Annotated in this window: 12 protein-coding genes; 5 read left to right on the top strand and 7 right to left on the bottom strand. The window is 74.9% G+C overall.

The features are described from left to right. Window positions 1-61: 61 nt before the first annotated feature. The 3 genes from B207_RS31945 to B207_RS0100580 form a co-directional block, all read right to left on the bottom strand. On the bottom strand, window positions 62-469 hold the full coding sequence (locus B207_RS31945) for a hypothetical protein (protein WP_018634563.1): 408 nt from the start codon (window positions 467-469) through the stop codon (window positions 62-64). 136 nt (window positions 470-605) lie between these two features. Next, entirely contained in the window at window positions 606-1,853 is a 1,248-nt protein-coding gene (locus B207_RS37715; RefSeq protein ID WP_051102296.1) for a hypothetical protein, read from the bottom strand. A gap of 217 nt (window positions 1,854-2,070) precedes the next feature. Further along, window positions 2,071-2,733, bottom strand: a complete 663-nt coding sequence (locus B207_RS0100580; RefSeq protein WP_018634562.1) for an O-methyltransferase — start codon at window positions 2,731-2,733, stop codon at window positions 2,071-2,073. 166 nt (window positions 2,734-2,899) lie between these two features. Between B207_RS0100580 and sigE the strand changes: the two genes are divergently transcribed. From sigE to tatB, 4 genes are all read left to right on the top strand, one after another. Continuing rightward, complete coding sequence (gene sigE, locus B207_RS0100575; protein ID WP_026310524.1) at window positions 2,900-3,757, top strand: RNA polymerase sigma factor SigE; 858 nt, start codon at window positions 2,900-2,902, stop codon at window positions 3,755-3,757. Further along, on the top strand, window positions 3,754-4,581 hold the full coding sequence (locus B207_RS36585; protein ID WP_018634560.1) for an anti-sigma factor family protein: 828 nt from the start codon (window positions 3,754-3,756) through the stop codon (window positions 4,579-4,581). The genes sigE and B207_RS36585 overlap by 4 nt, the downstream gene beginning before the upstream one ends. A gap of 1,608 nt (window positions 4,582-6,189) precedes the next feature. Then, window positions 6,190-7,590, top strand: coding sequence for a S1C family serine protease (locus B207_RS0100555; RefSeq protein ID WP_230204761.1), 1,401 nt, complete (start codon window positions 6,190-6,192; stop codon window positions 7,588-7,590). Window positions 7,591-7,864: 274 nt separating this feature from the next. After that, window positions 7,865-8,377: a Sec-independent protein translocase protein TatB gene (gene tatB / locus B207_RS0100550; RefSeq protein WP_026310521.1), complete on the top strand. Its 513-nt coding sequence runs from the start codon at window positions 7,865-7,867 to the stop codon at window positions 8,375-8,377. A 208-nt stretch (window positions 8,378-8,585) separates the two neighbouring features. Here tatB and B207_RS0100545 read toward each other — a convergent pair whose 3' ends face one another. Further along, window positions 8,586-9,731 (bottom strand): Mrp/NBP35 family ATP-binding protein, encoded by a 1,146-nt coding sequence (locus B207_RS0100545; protein WP_018634558.1) that lies wholly within the window; start codon window positions 9,729-9,731, stop codon window positions 8,586-8,588. 303 nt (window positions 9,732-10,034) lie between these two features. On the opposite strand from B207_RS0100545, the gene B207_RS31930 reads away from it, so the two are divergent. Then, window positions 10,035-10,601 carry a MarR family winged helix-turn-helix transcriptional regulator gene (locus B207_RS31930; RefSeq protein ID WP_018634557.1) on the top strand — a complete coding sequence of 189 codons (567 nt, stop codon included), beginning with the start codon at window positions 10,035-10,037 and terminating at the stop codon, window positions 10,599-10,601. Here B207_RS31930 and B207_RS0100535 read toward each other — a convergent pair. The 3 genes from B207_RS0100535 to B207_RS0100525 all read right to left on the bottom strand — a co-directional run bounded on the left by B207_RS0100535 (window position 10,591) and on the right by B207_RS0100525 (window position 14,563). Next, entirely contained in the window at window positions 10,591-11,478 is an 888-nt protein-coding gene (locus tag B207_RS0100535) for a PHP domain-containing protein (protein ID WP_026310520.1), read from the bottom strand. The genes B207_RS31930 and B207_RS0100535 overlap by 11 nt on opposite strands. Window positions 11,479-11,546: 68 nt before the next feature. Beyond that, a complete protein-coding gene (locus B207_RS0100530; RefSeq protein WP_018634555.1) occupies window positions 11,547-11,981 on the bottom strand; it encodes a hypothetical protein in 435 nt (144 codons plus the stop codon). Continuing rightward, the gene (locus tag B207_RS0100525; protein WP_018634554.1) at window positions 11,978-14,563 is read right to left on the bottom strand and encodes an AAA family ATPase; all 2,586 of its coding nucleotides are present in this window, start codon (window positions 14,561-14,563) and stop codon (window positions 11,978-11,980) included. The genes B207_RS0100530 and B207_RS0100525 overlap by 4 nt, the downstream gene beginning before the upstream one ends. Window positions 14,564-14,583: the final 20 nt, after the last annotated feature.

The following is a 14,583-nucleotide window of genomic DNA, read 5'->3' as shown; positions in this document are numbered from 1 at the left end:
CCCCGGGCCCGCGGGTGCAGACCCGCGGGCCCGGGAGCCGGCCGGGTCAGGGCTGGTCGGATCAGGGCCGTGCGGGACTGGCGGGGCCGGTGGGGCTCGCCGTGCTCGCCGTGCTCGCCTGGTCCAGCGCGGTGAGCTGCTGCCATGCCCAGCGCAGACTGTTCTTCTCCGGCATCACCGCGGGCCAGCCGGCGAGGGCCGCCTCGATGTCGTAGCGGTCCGCCCGCGCCAGGATCTCGACCAGGAGCTCGTCGACGTCCGCCTGGTCGACCCGCAGCTGGTCGAGGTAACGCGCGAGAATTCCACCCGGGTGGGGTTCCCGCACCGTGTAGACCTCCCGGGTGTCGACCACCCAGCTCAGGCGGTAGGTGGAGTGCTCGTCGCCCTCGGTGGTCCACCCGTCGCCGAGAGAGATCTCCTCGGACGTCCGCCGGCGGGGATCAGCATCGTAGAACTCGCGGATGTTCATGCTGTACGCCTGCCCCTCCGAGCCGTCGCCGCAAACGTCGCGGCCCTGCCTGCCGGCCCTGCCTGCCGGCCATGCCGGGGCGTGCCCGCGGCGGACTTCCGCCGCGGGCGGCTGCCACGACTCCCGGGACGGTGCGCTACGACCCGCCGCCGGCCCGGGCGAGGGCGGAACGGTACGCGGAGGCCATCGCCTCCGGCAGGATCATCGAGAGCCGCAGGACGACCCGCCCCTGCACAAAGGTGTACGCGGCCGGTAGATCGCCGCCGGCGCCCGGGGCACTCAGCCGCGAGCCGCGGGCCTGCGCCGCGGCCGGATCCCCGAAGACCTCGATCGCCCCGCCGCGTTCGATGGCGTCCGGCGGCGCCCCGGCGATCTCGCTGGCACTGATCCGGGCGTCGCTGAACGCGATCCGGCTGCTGTAGCCGCCTGGACGTCCGAGCAGGCTGTCCGGGTCGTTCTGCGCGGTGTAGACCACGGTCGTACGCAGCGGCAGGCCGTTGCCGGCAAGCATGATCGCGACCTGCTCCGCGGTCGGGCCGACGGCCTGGCCGGGCACACCCCCGGCCGGATCGGTCGGACCCGCGCCGGGACCTCCGATGGTGGCGCCGGCGGTCGGCGTCGGGCGTGCTGCCGGGGCCCCGGCGGAGCCGGCGGTGACCCGGTTCAGCGCATAGCCGGCCGCTCCGGCCAGTACCGCGATGCCGACCAGGAAGGCCACCCAGCCCAGCCAGTTCTCACCCCGTTCCGGAGGCGGCGGTGGGGCGGAGGCGGCCGGTGACACGGCAAAGCGACCCGAGTCGCCGAAGGGCGGCCGGCGGATGCTGTTCGGCGGCGGTGTGGGCTGGTCGGCGTAGTCCGCCGTGGACAGCCGCGTGCCGCCCGCGCCCCCTGGGCGGCTGGGTCCTCCCGGGTGCCCGGGGCCTCCCGGACGGTCGGGCCGCCCTGTGGCCGGCGGACGGCCGGGGCCGGTGGGACGGCCGGGGCCGGTGGGACGGCCGCCGGTGTGCCCCCGCCCTTCGGGCAGGGCGTGCGAGTCGGTGCCGCCGAACCGGCCGGGATGCCGGTCGTCGCCGCGGCGACCGGCATGGCCGCCTTGGCGCTCGTGGCCGCTGCCCCCGCGGTCGGGTGAGTCGTCGGGGCCACCGTTCCCCCCGTCCCTGCGGCCGCCCCACCCGTCTCTGCGGTAGCCACCGGTGGCGTCGTGGCCATCCCGGCCGGGGACCGGACCCACCTCGTTCCGGTAGTAGCCGGACCGTTCGCGGTAGCCGGTCTCGTCGGCCCGACCACGGTGGCCGGCCCAGGAGTGGGGCTCGCGGACGTCGCCACGGTCGTCATAGCGGTCGCGGTCGTCGTCAGAGCGACGACGCTCCACCTGACCGCGCACCTGACATCTCCCGGCTCGACGCTGTGCTGCCCGGCCTGTGCGCACCGACGTGCCGACGGCTCCCGGTCGTCGCCGCGAGGCGCCGTGGCGCCAGGACGGTGACAGCAGTGATCCCCGGTTCCGTCAACACGAAGGTGCCCCCCGGCACGAACGGGCCAAAACGAGACTAAACGGTAGCCCGGATGGGGCGCGCGATGTACGCGGGTGCGCCGGCCGATCAGCCGACGGGCGAGGACTTGGCGACGACGGCCACCAGAAGCCCGTCACCGGCGGTGAGGAGCATCTGGGTGAGACGCGCGTCGTCCCGGACGGCGGTGGCGACCTCGCGCACGGCGACGACTTCCTGGCTGCGGGCGGTCGGGTCCATCGTCAGACCGGCGGCGAGGACTCCGGCGAACGCGACCACGCCACCAGGACGCAGCAACCGCAGCGCCTGGGTGAGGTACTCGGTGCTCTCCCGCCGATCGGCGTCACAGAACACCAGGTCGTAGGCGCCGTCGGTCAGCCGGGGCAGGACCTCGAGGGCCCGCCCGGTGATCAGTCGACTGCGGCCGGGCGCCATGCCGGCATCGGCGTAGATCCGCCGGGCCAGTCGCAGGTGCTCGGCCTCCACGTCGATGGTGGTCAGCGTGCCGTCGGGGCGCATCCCGCGCAGCAGCCAGGTTCCGGACACGCCGGTACCGGTGCCGATCTCGACGACCGCGCGGGCCCCCACGGAGGCGGCGAGGAAACGGAGGACTGCTCCGACGCCGGGGCTGACCGGGAGGATCCCGACCTCCTCGGCGCGGGCGCGGGCAGCACGAAGGACGGGGTCCTCCAGGAGGAAGCCCTCTGCGTAGGCGACGGCAGATTCCCGTGCCGCGATGTCAATGTCCGGCATGACACCCGCAGCCTACGGGAACGGGAGACAAGACAGGAACGTTCGTCTTGTCAGTGCGCCCGTGTCGACTGGGTCGAGGGGAGAAAATTCGGTGTCCGCAGCGGGATTCGCCGCTCCCTGGCCGGCGCGTCGGGTACGTTCGTCGCGAACCGATCGAGAGGCGGCCGTGGCGGCGGAGGAACTCGGGGCGGGATCGGCCGTCCGGGACTCGGCCACCGCCCCAGAAGTCACGAGTTGGGTGCCCCCGTCCTGGGAGGACGTGGTCAGGGAGCACGGCAACCGGGTGTATCGCCTTGCCTACCGCCTGACCGGTAACGCCCACGACGCCGAGGATCTCACTCAGGACGTCTTCGTACGCGTGTTCCGTTCGCTGGCTGACTACACCCCCGGCACGTTCGAGGGGTGGCTGCACCGCATCACCACGAATCTCTTCCTGGACCGGATGCGTCGCCAGCAGAAGATCAGGTTCGATGCGTTGCCGGAGGACACCGAGCGCCTCGCCGGTCGCGAGGCGAGCCCGGAGGCGGTGTACGCCGAGAGCCACCTGGACGCCGACGTCGAGGCGGCCCTCGCCGCGCTCCCGCCGGACTTCCGGGCGGCCGTGGTGCTGTGCGACATCGAGCAGCTCTCCTACGAGGAGATCGCCCAGACCCTCGGGGTGAAGCTCGGCACCGTGCGCAGCCGGATCTCCCGCGGCCGGGCGATGCTCCGGGCGGCCCTGGCCGACCGTGCACCGCGCGGCGCGGCGATGACCGCCGAGGGCGCGCTGGCGCAGAGCGGCCAGGCCGACGCCGAGGTGCCGCCCCTTCCCGCGTCCGCCGGCGTTCCGGTCGCGGCCGACGCCGCCAGTTCCTGGGAGCGCGAGCCGGCCGACGCCCCGCACCACGACGAGGCGTTCGGTGACGACGGCTTCGGCGACGGGGAACGACCGGGTCGGCGAGGGCGCAGAAGCGAACGCCGGCGCGGTCCGGTGAGCAGTGCCGTCGGAGCCGAGGGCGGTGCTCCTCGGGAGCGGCGGGCGTGAGCGGCCACCTGGGCGAGCGTCTCACCCCTCTGGTGGACGGCCAGCTCGGCCACGACGATCGCGACCGGGCACTGGCTCATGTGGCGAGGTGTCCCGCCTGCCAGGCGGAGGTGGCCGAGCAGCGGCTGATCAAGTCCCGGCTCGCGCGGCTCGCCGAGCCGTCGCTGCCGAGTGGGCTGGCCGCCAACCTTCTCAACCTGGGCGCCCGGGAGTACCGGGCGGCCCCACCCGTACCTCCGCCGCCGGCCCCGCTCAGGATCCCGGCGATGGCGAGCGGTTTCGTGGCCGGGCGCGCCGAGCGGGCCCAGCGGGCCGGCTCCCGTCCGGAGCTGTCCGGGTCTGGGCTTTCCCGTCCGGAGGCGTCCCGTCCCGCGCCCCGGGCGAACCGGGGCGGTGGCACGGTCGGGGCGGCGAGAACGCGCCCACCCGGTGTTGTCCTTCCTGCCCGACGGCGGGAGCTGGCGGTCCGGCCGGGTCCGGCCGCGGGCCGTCCTCCGGGCCCGGGTTCCTCCCGGGCCGGTGCGCATCCGTATCCGGCCCAGAGCGGATCACCGCGCGGCGGACCCGCCCCCACCCGCCGGCCGGTGGGCGCGGCACGGTCGAACGGCCACGGCCGGATGCGGCGGACACTCGTCGGCTCCGCCGCCTTCATGCTGCTCGCCGTCAGCGGCTCGGCGCTCGCGGATGGCAGGGCGGCATCCCGCCCCAGCGGGCCGGCGACGATCGTCCCGACGGTGGTGACGGCGATACCGGCCAAGGCCCCGTCCGTGAGCGTCCCACGCCCAAGCCCGATGATCGCTTCCGCCTCGTTCCCACGGCCGTAGCGGGCCGGCGTGCTCCGGTGAGGCGTGGGCGATAGCCCAACCGGGCTACCGAAAAAGTGTCCAGCTGTCATCTTCCCCGGCGAAAAGGGCAGGTCGGCCGCCACCAGCTGCGCGAACGCACCGCATCCCTCACGATGAGCTACCGTGGCGCGCCACGCCGGGGGGATTTGGTGCCTGCTGACCTTCCTGTGCTCGTCCGACACCTTTACCGTGTTGTCCGCCTGATGCGCGGACCGTGCGGCGGGCCCACAGGCAGCCCACGGTCCTCAGTGTGGTGATCGGGCACTTCGGGGAGGGCATGTGGACACCACCGGCGACGACCAGACCGCGGATGCCCCGTCCGGCGCGGACGCACGGCCCGGTGATCGAGGCCGGGCCGGCACCTCGGCGCCACGCGTCCCGACGCCGGCCCGGCCGGCACCTCGTCCCCGCTCCGCGGAAGCGGTGGAAGGCACCGCTCCCTCCAGCGGCGGTGCCGACCGTCCGGTCCCGGATCCGTTGCCCCTGCATGGCCCGGCGCGCCGTCCGCAGGATGGGCAGCCGGACCGCCTGGCAGGTGGCTCCCGCCGCCCCACCGGAGCCGGTTCGGACCCCGAGCCCGGAGCCGGCGGCGCCGCCCGACGCACCGGCGCGGCCCCCGCGCGGCCAACAGCCGCCACCCCCTTCGTGCCCGCCAGGCCAGCGACGAAGCGGGAGCGTCCCGACGACGACCTTTCGGGGCCCGGTACGCAGGCAGCCCAGCGAGATCGGGGCACGGGCCCGTCGACCGCGGGCCGGCCCGCCACCCCGGCCGCATCAGCCTCGGCCCGACCTGCATCGGCCGGCTCCGCAGCCGCGGCGGCCCAGCCGGCGCCGGCCGCCCCTTCGCCGGCGGTGCCGGGCGCGGACACCCGGTCCGGGAAGACCGACGCTGCGGAACGGTCCCCCGCGCGCGGGCAGAGCTCCCACCGGGCGCCGTTCGTCGAGCCTGTCCGGTCCACAGCGCGGGTGCCCGGTGGCACGGAAGCCGGGCGCGGTGCGACAGCCGGGCGCGGTGCGACCCCCGCCGGAACCGCCTCGCGTGAAGGCGTTGACCGTGGCACGGCGGCACCGGCGCCGGCCGGCGCCGGCAGTGCCCGGCCTGGTGACGCCGGTGCCAGGTCTCGGGACGCGAACGACCGGTCCGGGGATACCGGTCCCTCGGCACCGCCCGCCCGCCCCGCGGCCTCGACTGGCCGGTCCGCCCCCGCCCGGCACGCGCCCGCGCCCGCCGGCCCGGCCGGTCGTCCGGCCGCTGTCACCCCGCCGGCGTCGCCCGCGCGGAACGCCGGTGCGCCGCCGGCTCCGTCCGGTTCCTCAGCTCCGTCCGGTACCTCCGCCCGCTCGGGTCCCTCCGCGCCCGCGCCCGCGCCCGCGGCGTCGGCACCGGCGGCGTCCCGTGCTGCGGCCCCTCGCCCTGCCGTGGAGACTTCGGGGAGCCCGCGTCCGTCGGGAACGCCGCGGGCGAGTGCGCCGCGGGCGAGTGCGCCGCGGGAGTCGGCGGCCACCGTCACCGACCGGTCGACGACGGCGCGGGCGGCACCGGGTTCCCCCGGCCGGGCGGCCGGGCGGCCGACACCGGATCCCTTCGTGGATCTGGTCGCCCAGCGCCGGCCGCCGCGGCCGCCGACACCGCCGCCGTCCGAGCTGACGTCCCGCGCGAGGAGCGGAACCCGGTCCGACACCGGGCCGGTCAGTCTCCGGCGGCCGGCGGATTCCGCCGCGCCGTCGGGAGCAACCCAGGCTGCTCAGGCCGCCCAGAGCGGACCGGCTCTCCGGGCGGAGACGGCGGCCAGGACCGCGGCGGCCGACGCGGTCGTCCGCGGTGCGTCCGGTGCGTCCGGCGGGTCCGGCGCGGGCGGGCCTGCGGCGGAGACTCCCTCACGGCTCAGGGGCGGGCAGGGCCGGCGTGCCCTCGTGGCCACCGCGCTCATCGCAGGGCTGTGCGGCGGTGCGATCGGTGGTTGGGTGACCAGTCTGCTGTCCGACCGGTCGGCCGGGGGTGCCGCGCCGACGGCATTGGCCGCCCCGGCCCCCACCGTTGTCGATCCCGGCTCGGTGGCCTCGGTGGTCGCCCGCGTCCTCCCGTCGGTGGTGACGATCGACGTCACCGCCGGCACCCAGGGCGGGAACGGCTCCGGCGTGATCATTCGGGCGGACGGCTACGTCCTCACCAACAACCATGTGATCGCCCCAGCGGCGAACGCGGCTGGCCAGGTCATGGTCACGACGACCGCCGGCGCCGAGCCGATCCTCGCCGAGATCGTCGGCCGGGACCCGCGTTCTGATCTGGCCGTTCTGCGGCTGCCCGGCGCATCCGGGCTGCCCGCGGCCACCCTGGGCCGGTCGGGGTCGCTCGTCGCCGGCGCTCCGGTGATTGCGATCGGTGCCCCGTTCGGCCTGGCTGGGACGGTGACGACCGGGATCGTCAGCGCGCTGGACCGCAACCCGACCGTGCCGGCGGAGGGCGGCGGGGCGTCCGTCATCATCGGCGCGATCCAGATCGACGCGGCGATCAACCCGGGGAACTCGGGTGGCCCGCTGCTCGACGCGAAGGGGCAGGTCGTGGGCCTCAACACGGCGATCGCGACCGCTCCCGGAGCGGCGGGCCAGTCGGGCAGCGTGGGGGTCGGGTTCGCCATCCCGATCGACTACGCCTCGTCGGTCGCCGACGAGATCATCCGCACCGGGCGGGCCACCCATCCCTACCTCGGGGTGTCGGCGGCCACGGTCACCGCGGCCGAGGCCCGTGCGCGTGGCACCGTACCGGGGGCCATCATCCGGGACGTCGAGCCGACCGGGCCGGCCTCGTCGGCGGGCCTGATCCCCGGCGACATCATCCTGCGGGTCGACGACCGGACGGTGACGAGCACGAACGATCTCAACGCGGCGACGCGCCTGCACCGCATCGGTGAAACCGTGACCGTCACCTTCTGGCGCAACGGCGCTCAGAGCACCACCCGGGTGGTGCTGCAGGAACAGCCCGGGTAGTCCGGACGAGCGATTCAGGGTCTCGCCGGCCTGCGTTGCCGGGCTGGCACTGCCGGGCCTGCACTGCCGGGCCTGCACTGCCGGGCCTGCACTGCCCGGCTGGCGCTGCCCGGCTGGCACGACAGTGGGGGCGGCGAGATCCGGGCCGGCCGGTGAGCCGTGCCCGGAACGGCCCGGTACGTGCTGGTCGTGCCCGGATCGACCGGGAACAGGTCACCTGCTCGTCATGTCGGAGCCCTTCGCGCGCAACGACACTGGGGGTACTCTGACCGATGTGTTCAACGGCGTCGGATGGGGCGAGGTAGTTGTTCTGCTCCTGATCGGGTTGTTCGTTTTCGGACCCGACCGGCTGCCGAAGGCTGCCCGGGACGCCGGCCGCATGCTGCGCCAGTTCCGCCAGATGGCGAACGGGATGCGCAACGACCTGCGGTCGGAGCTGGGCCCCGAGCTGGCCGATCTCGACCTGCGGGATCTGCACCCCAAGACCTTCGTGCGCAAGCACCTGTTCGAAGGCGACGACGACCCGTTGCTCACGGGTTATCCGAGCAAGCGAGCCTCGTTCGAGTCGCTGCTGGTCGGGGACGATCTGCCGGCCGCGCCGCCGTCCCTCACCAAGAACCACCTGCCGACAGGCCCTGCGGAGCCGGCCCCGGCGGCGAAGCCCGACCCGCACCTGTCGCTGACGAAGCCCGGTTCGCCCGGGCGCGCCGTCGCCACGGGCAGCGCACCGGCGGCCCGGCCCGAGCCGCTCGCGAGCCCGGCGCCGTTCGACTCGGACGCCACCTAGCAGCTCGTTCGCGGCAGCCGGTCACGAGGGTCTGCCCCACGGTCACGACACCAGTGCCCGGTCACGACACCAGTGCCACGCACGGCATCTCATCACAGCAGAACAGCCAGATAGGGCGGGCCTCCGAAGAGGCCCGCCCTATCTGGCTGTGTGCCTGTGCCTGGGTGCCTGTGCGCGCCGGTTCCGGCTGTGTGTCGCCTGCCGGGTGTCAGGCGCGGCCGGCGGGGCTGATCCCGAGCGAACGGCCGGAGAGCCCGCGGGAGCGGAAGGTGAGCCGCTCGGCGACGGCGCGCAGCGCCTTCCCGGCCTCGGAGTCGGGCTCGGAGAGGACCAGCGGGCGGCCGTTGTCGCCGCCTTCGCGCAGCCGGACGTCCACCGGGATCTGGGCGAGCAGCGGCACGTCGTGGCCGAGGACCCGGGTCAGCCGCTCGGCGACGGCCGCGCCGCCGCCCTCACCGAACACGTCAACCCGCTCGCCGCAGTGCGGGCAGGGCATGTACGCCATGTTCTCGACGACGCCGACGACGTTCTGGTGGGTCTGCACCGCGATGGTGCCCGCCCGCTCGGCGACCTCGGTGGCCGCGAGCTGCGGCGTGGTGACGAGCAGCAGCTCGGATGTCGGCACCAGCTGGGCTAGCGAGATGGCGATGTCGCCGGTGCCGGGCGGCAGGTCGAGGAGCAGGACGTCGAGGTCACCCCAGAAGACGTCGGAGAGGAACTGCTCCAGGGCGCGGTGCAGCATGGGTCCGCGCCAGGTGACCGGCTCGTTGCCACGAGTGAACATGCCGGTGGAGATGACGCGGACCCCGTGTGCCTGGGGCGGCATGATCATTTTTTCGACCTGGGTGGGCGGGCGGTCGATGCCGAGCATGCGGGGGACGGAATGGCCGTAGATGTCGGCGTCGAGGACACCGACGGACAACCCCGAGCGGGCCATCGCGGCGGCCAGGTTCACGGTGACCGAGGACTTTCCGACACCGCCCTTGCCGCTGGCGATGCCGTACACACGGGTCATGGAGCCCGGCTGGGCGAAGGGGACGACCCGCTGCGCGGTACCGCCCCGCAGCTTCTCGTGCAGGGCCGTCCGCTGCTCGGCGGACATCACTCCCAGCGCCACCCGGACCTCCCGCACGCCGTCGACAGCGCTGACGGCACGACTGACACGGGACGTGATCTCATCGCGCATCGGGCAGCCGGAGACGGTCAGCAGAACGGCCACGTCGACGGATCCGTCATCGCGGACGTGGACCGACTCCACCATGTCCAGGTCGGTGATCGGCCGCCCGATCTCCGGGTCCAGCACTGTCGCGAGGGCGGTCTGGATGGCGTCGGACGAAGGCAGGGCTGGTGACAAGGGAAACCTCGGTCGCGGGTCGACATCCACGGTCGGGTCACGACCACGGATGTTGCATAGCGGGGGCTCGTAACGGGCCTGTGGACGGGATCGCTGTGTGGATCGCGGGTTCGCTGTGTGGATCGCGGGTTCGCTGTGTGGATCGCGTGTCGCGGCCGCGCAGTGGATGCTTACCGGGCGCGACCCTGTCCACGATAGCCCGCCGCCGGGTCGCCGGGCCGGCCCGGCGGTGGGGTCACGGCCGCTCCGGGCGGCCTCGGTGGCCGGCGACGCGACCGTTTCGCGCGACGTACTCTGATCCACATGGCGCGGGAGATGGTGGACGCGCGGGGAATGCGCGCCTGGCGGCAGCTGCTTCGGGCACATGCGCACGTGACCCGCCTGCTGGAGGCCGAGCTCGACGCGGCGCACCAGCTGCCGCTCGCCTTCTACGACGTGCTCGTGCAGCTGTCCGAGGCACCCGGGCACCAGCTGCGGATGAGTGAGCTCGCCCACAAGGTGCTGCTCTCCCGCAGCGGCCTGACCCGGCTGGTCGACCGGATGGAGCGGGAGGGCCTGGTCGAGCGCCGTTCCTGTCCGTCGGACGCGCGGGGCACCCTGGCCACGCTCACCGACGCGGGGTTCTCCCGGCTGCGGGATGCCTCCGGCACCCACCTGCGGGGGGTCGCGCGCCACGTCCTGAGCCACTTCACCCCGGAGGAGCAGGACATCATCACGGAGCTCCTCGGGCGCCTGGGCGACCCGGAGAGCGCCCCCGCCGAACTGGCCACAGCTCACGCCGAACCATCGCCCACACCGACCCACTGGTCCCCTGGCGGTGGCGGCGATCCTGGCGGTGGCAGTGCCTGGCCTCGGCCCGCTACCCGCTGACCTGGCCCGCCCCCGCTGTGATGGGCGCGGCGCCGCTCGCCCGGTCGACCAGCGCCTCGTAGGACGTCCGCGCCGTCGTCTCCGAGCCGAGCACCCGGCGGTCACCGGGGCCGTGGAAATCGCTGGCCCCGGTGACCAGCAGGCCGAGCTCGGCGGCCAGCGCCCGCAGCCGGTCCCGGTCGGGTGGCTGGTGGTCGGGGTGGTCCACCTCCACGCCGGTCAGGCCGGCGCGGGCCATGTCCGTGATGACCTCCGGGCCGACGGTCTCCCCGCGGGCGCTGGCGAACGGGTGGGCGAACACGCTGACGCCGCCCGCGTCCCGGATGAGCCGCAGTGTCTCCCCGACGTCCGGCTGCGTCTTGGGAAGCCAGAACCGCCCGCCGGCACCGATCCAGTCGTGGGTGAACGCGTCCCGCACCGTCGGGACGAGGCCCGCGTCGACCAGGGCCGCCGCCACATGCGGTCGGCCGACCGTTCCATCGGCGAGTTCCCGGACCCGTTCCCAGCGCAGGGGGTGGCCGGCGGCAGCGATCCCCTCGACCATCCGCCGGGCGTGGCTGGCCCGTTCGTCGCGCAGGCGGGCGCGGACGGCGGCGAACCGGGGCTCGGCCCGGTCGAACAGGTAGGCGAGCACATGCAGGGACACCTTCCGGCCACGGACCGCGACCGAACAGGAGATCTCGGCGCCGGGCAGCAGGGTGAGTCCGAGCGGCAGGGCGGCCGCGGCCCGGTCGATGCCGGCGGTGGTGTCGTGATCGGTCAGCGCGAGGACGTCGAGGCCGGCGCTCGCGGCGTGCCCGACCAGCTCCTCCGGTGTGAGCGAGCCATCCGAGGCCGTCGAGTGCGTGTGCAGGTCGATGCGCGGCTGCGGGCCGATGCGCGGCTGCGGGTCGATGGTCAGGGGGACCTCCTTGACTCGACCTCCTTGATCCCAACCGACTCACACTATCCGCTTGGTCGAAGTCCGTTCGGCGGCAGTCCGCCCGGCGGTATTGGCTCCGGCTCGGTCAGCCTCGGCAGCAGCGCGCACAGGTCCTGGTGCCAGCGGCGCAGCTCGGCGGCGGTCGGTGCCAGCTCGTAGGCGTGCAGGTGACCGGCCCTGGACAGCGCGTACCAGGCACTGCCGACCTCGTCCGCGGCCGCGCCGTCCACGAAGGCCGGCAGAAGCAGCAGCTGCGCGCGCATCGGCAGCCGCATCAGCTCCGGGCGGCGGTGGGCCCGCCACACCTCGTCCACGGCCTGCTCGACGGCGAGCCGCAGCAGCCAGGCGCAGATGCGGGGCCATGACCCGCGCAGGTCGGTGGCATCTCCGCCGCGCAGCAGCCGGTCCGCCTGCGCGAGCGGTACCTCCGGATCCAGCCGCGGCCCGGGGCGGCTCACGCGAGCGAGCGGAAGTGGTCCGCCAGCCGGGCGGTGTTGCGGATCAACGCGGCGAGGTTGCCGCCGTAGCCGACGTGCACCCCGTCACGCAGCGCACGGAAGGTGTCCGCCGCCCACGGCGCGTGCCCGTCCAGCTGGCGCAGCACCAGCCGGGCCCGGCGGGCGTCGTCGAACAGCGCGAGTGCCGCCTTCTCGGTCACCGAGTGCGCCGCCGTCAGGGCAGCCTCGACGTCCGCGTGCCGCGCGCCCGCGGCCAGCCGGCGGCGCCGGACCGCCTCGTTGCACGCCGTCTCGACCGCCGTCCGGCACATCGCCGGGACCAGCATCGCCGCCATGTCGCGCGGCAGGCTGGCAGTGCGGACCAGGGCGCGCGCGTCGGCGAGGTGCCGCTCGACCGGGTCGAGGTTCTCGCGCAGCTCGACCCGTGATCCCTCCCGGCGCACCAGGTCGAGCACCGTGGCCGGCAGTCGTATCCGCCGGACGGCGTCCGCGAGCCGGTCGTCGTGGGTGAAGACGACGACCTGGCGGGTCTCGGCCACCTGGGCGAGCACCCGGGCCAGCCCGTCCACCTTCGCCGGGTCCATCGACTGGACCGGGTCGTCGATGACGAGGAACCGGAACGGGCTCGCCTCGCTCGTCGCCCGCGGGAGGAACAGCGCCAGGCCGAGGGCGTGCAGCTCCCCCTGGCTCATCACGCCGAGGGCGGTGCCGTTCACCCCGTCGACGGTGACGTCGAGATCGACCCGTCGCTGGTTCGCGCTGCCGGTCAGCCGCACCGGGCCGAGATCGACGTTGCTCTCCTGGCGCAGCAGCGACCAGATACCGGCGGACTCCTGCGCGAACGGCCGGATCCGCTGATCGCGCAGGTCCTGGGCCGCCTCCCGCAACCACTCCAGGGCGCGGCGGACGTCCGCCAGCTGCTGTGCGTCGGCCTGGACCTTGCGCGCAGCCCCGACCCAGGCGGTGGCCCGCGCGGCCAGGGGCAGCCATGCGGCGTCCGCCTGGTCGAGGGCCTTCGCCGCGGCGGTGGCCAGCTCCTCCACCGCTTCGCGCAGCGGTGGGTGGGCAGCCGCGAGCCCGTTCGCGACCGCGGACGGATCGGTCAGCAGCCGCAGCGCTGCCCAACGTTCCCAGGCAGTGCCCGCCGCACGGGCCGGTGTGGAGCAGTCCCCGGCCTGTGCGGCGGCCAGCGCGGCGGGCACCGGGTTGAGTAGCGCGGCGGGCACCGGGGCGACCAGCAGACGGACCTCGGAGAGGGCACGCCCCAGCTCCTCCCGCACGGCGGCCAGCGGCGCGGCCCGCTCCCGCAGGAGGGCCAGCTCCGCGGTGGCCGTGCGCGACCACGTCGCGTCCAGCCGGCCGGTGCCACACACCGGGCAGGGGCGCTCCGCCGCCGCGCTGGCGTCCGCGCTGGCGTCCGCGCTGGCGTCCGCGCTGGCGTCCGCGTGGGCGTCGGAGTGCTGCTCGTGGTGGTCGACTGCCGCGGCGAGCAGGGTGGCGAGCCGGGCCGCGTCGCCGATCGCGGTCCCGAGCAGCCCGGTCTCCTCGGCCACCAGCTCGCGCAGCCGGGCGGCCAGGACCGCGACCTCGCCAGACGCCGGTACGCGCAGCGCGGCCAGGGCCGCGAGCCGGGCGTGGTGCTGGAGCTCCTCGGTCACCGCCTGGCCCGGGGGGACCGCGGAACCCGGGGCAGGGGGTGGCTGGGCGGCGAGCGCCCATGCGCGGTCCAGGTCGAGGTGGGACGGGTCGCCGAGGGCGTCGGCCACCTGCGCGGCGCGCGGGTCGCCGCTCGCCCGCAGCGCCGCCAGCAGTGGCGGATGCTCCTCCCACAGCCGGCGGGCGACCTCGGTGAGCCTGCCGCGGGCCGCGGTGAGCGTACGGGCGACGTCCGCGACCGTGTCGAGGCCGAGGATCGCGTGCAGCGCGTCGAACATGGCACTCGGCCGGCCGCCGAGCAGGTCACTCAGCTCCGCGTAGGACAGGAACGGCCGGTGGGTGGAGAACGCCGCGTCCCAGCCGGACGTCGACAGCCGCCCGCCGTCCGCCGTCGCCGCCGCACCGTGTCCTTCGGCGAGGCCGTCGCCGTCCTGCCAGCTTCGGGTGACGGTGACCGGGCCGGCTATCCCCTCGACCGTGCAGGTGATCTCGATGCGGACCGTCCCGCCGCTGTGCAGGTTGCGCCAGCCTCCGCGCCACACCGCCGCCCGCTGGGACCAGCGGCGGCCCTCGCCGGTCAGCGCGATCTCGGCTGCCTCCGCGAAGCTGGACTTGCCCGAACCGTTACGCCCGGTGACGAGCGTGAGCCCCGGGCCGGGGCGGAGCCGCAGGGTCACCCACGGACCGATGCCGCGGAACCCCTCGACGCTGACCGCCCGCAGATACACCGCCGCTTCGGCGGTGAGTCGCTCGGAGTCGCGGCCGGTGTCACCCGGGCTGGTATCACCCGGGCTGGCGTCACCCGTGTCCCGCCGGCCCGCTCCGGGCGCGTCGAGGGTGGTCAGGATCAGGTCGCTGACCCGGGTGGGCAGGTCGCTGTGCGCCAGCTGCGCGGCGATCAGGTCCCGGAGACGGTCGCGAGGCATCCTGGCTCTTCCGGTTCGGC

Origin of the sequence: Parafrankia elaeagni (assembly GCF_000374165.1) — a bacterium.
Taxonomy (GTDB): domain Bacteria; phylum Actinomycetota; class Actinomycetes; order Frankiales; family Frankiaceae; genus Parafrankia; species Parafrankia elaeagni.
This window is presented reverse-complemented; position numbering and strand designations above follow the sequence as displayed.

Bases quoted from the DNA above. Each gene is read 5' to 3' on its own strand.
- B207_RS0100580 (WP_018634562.1), bottom strand. From the start codon at position 2,733: ATGCCGGACATTGACATCGCGGCACGGGAATCTGCCGTCGCCTACGCA.
- B207_RS0100525 (WP_018634554.1), bottom strand. From the start codon at position 14,563: ATGCCTCGCGACCGTCTCCGGGACCTGATCGCCGCGCAGCTGGCGCAC.
- B207_RS31945 (WP_018634563.1), bottom strand. From the start codon at position 469: ATGAACATCCGCGAGTTCTACGATGCTGATCCCCGCCGGCGGACGTCC.
- B207_RS31930 (WP_018634557.1), top strand. From the start codon at position 10,035: ATGGCGCGGGAGATGGTGGACGCGCGGGGAATGCGCGCCTGGCGGCAG.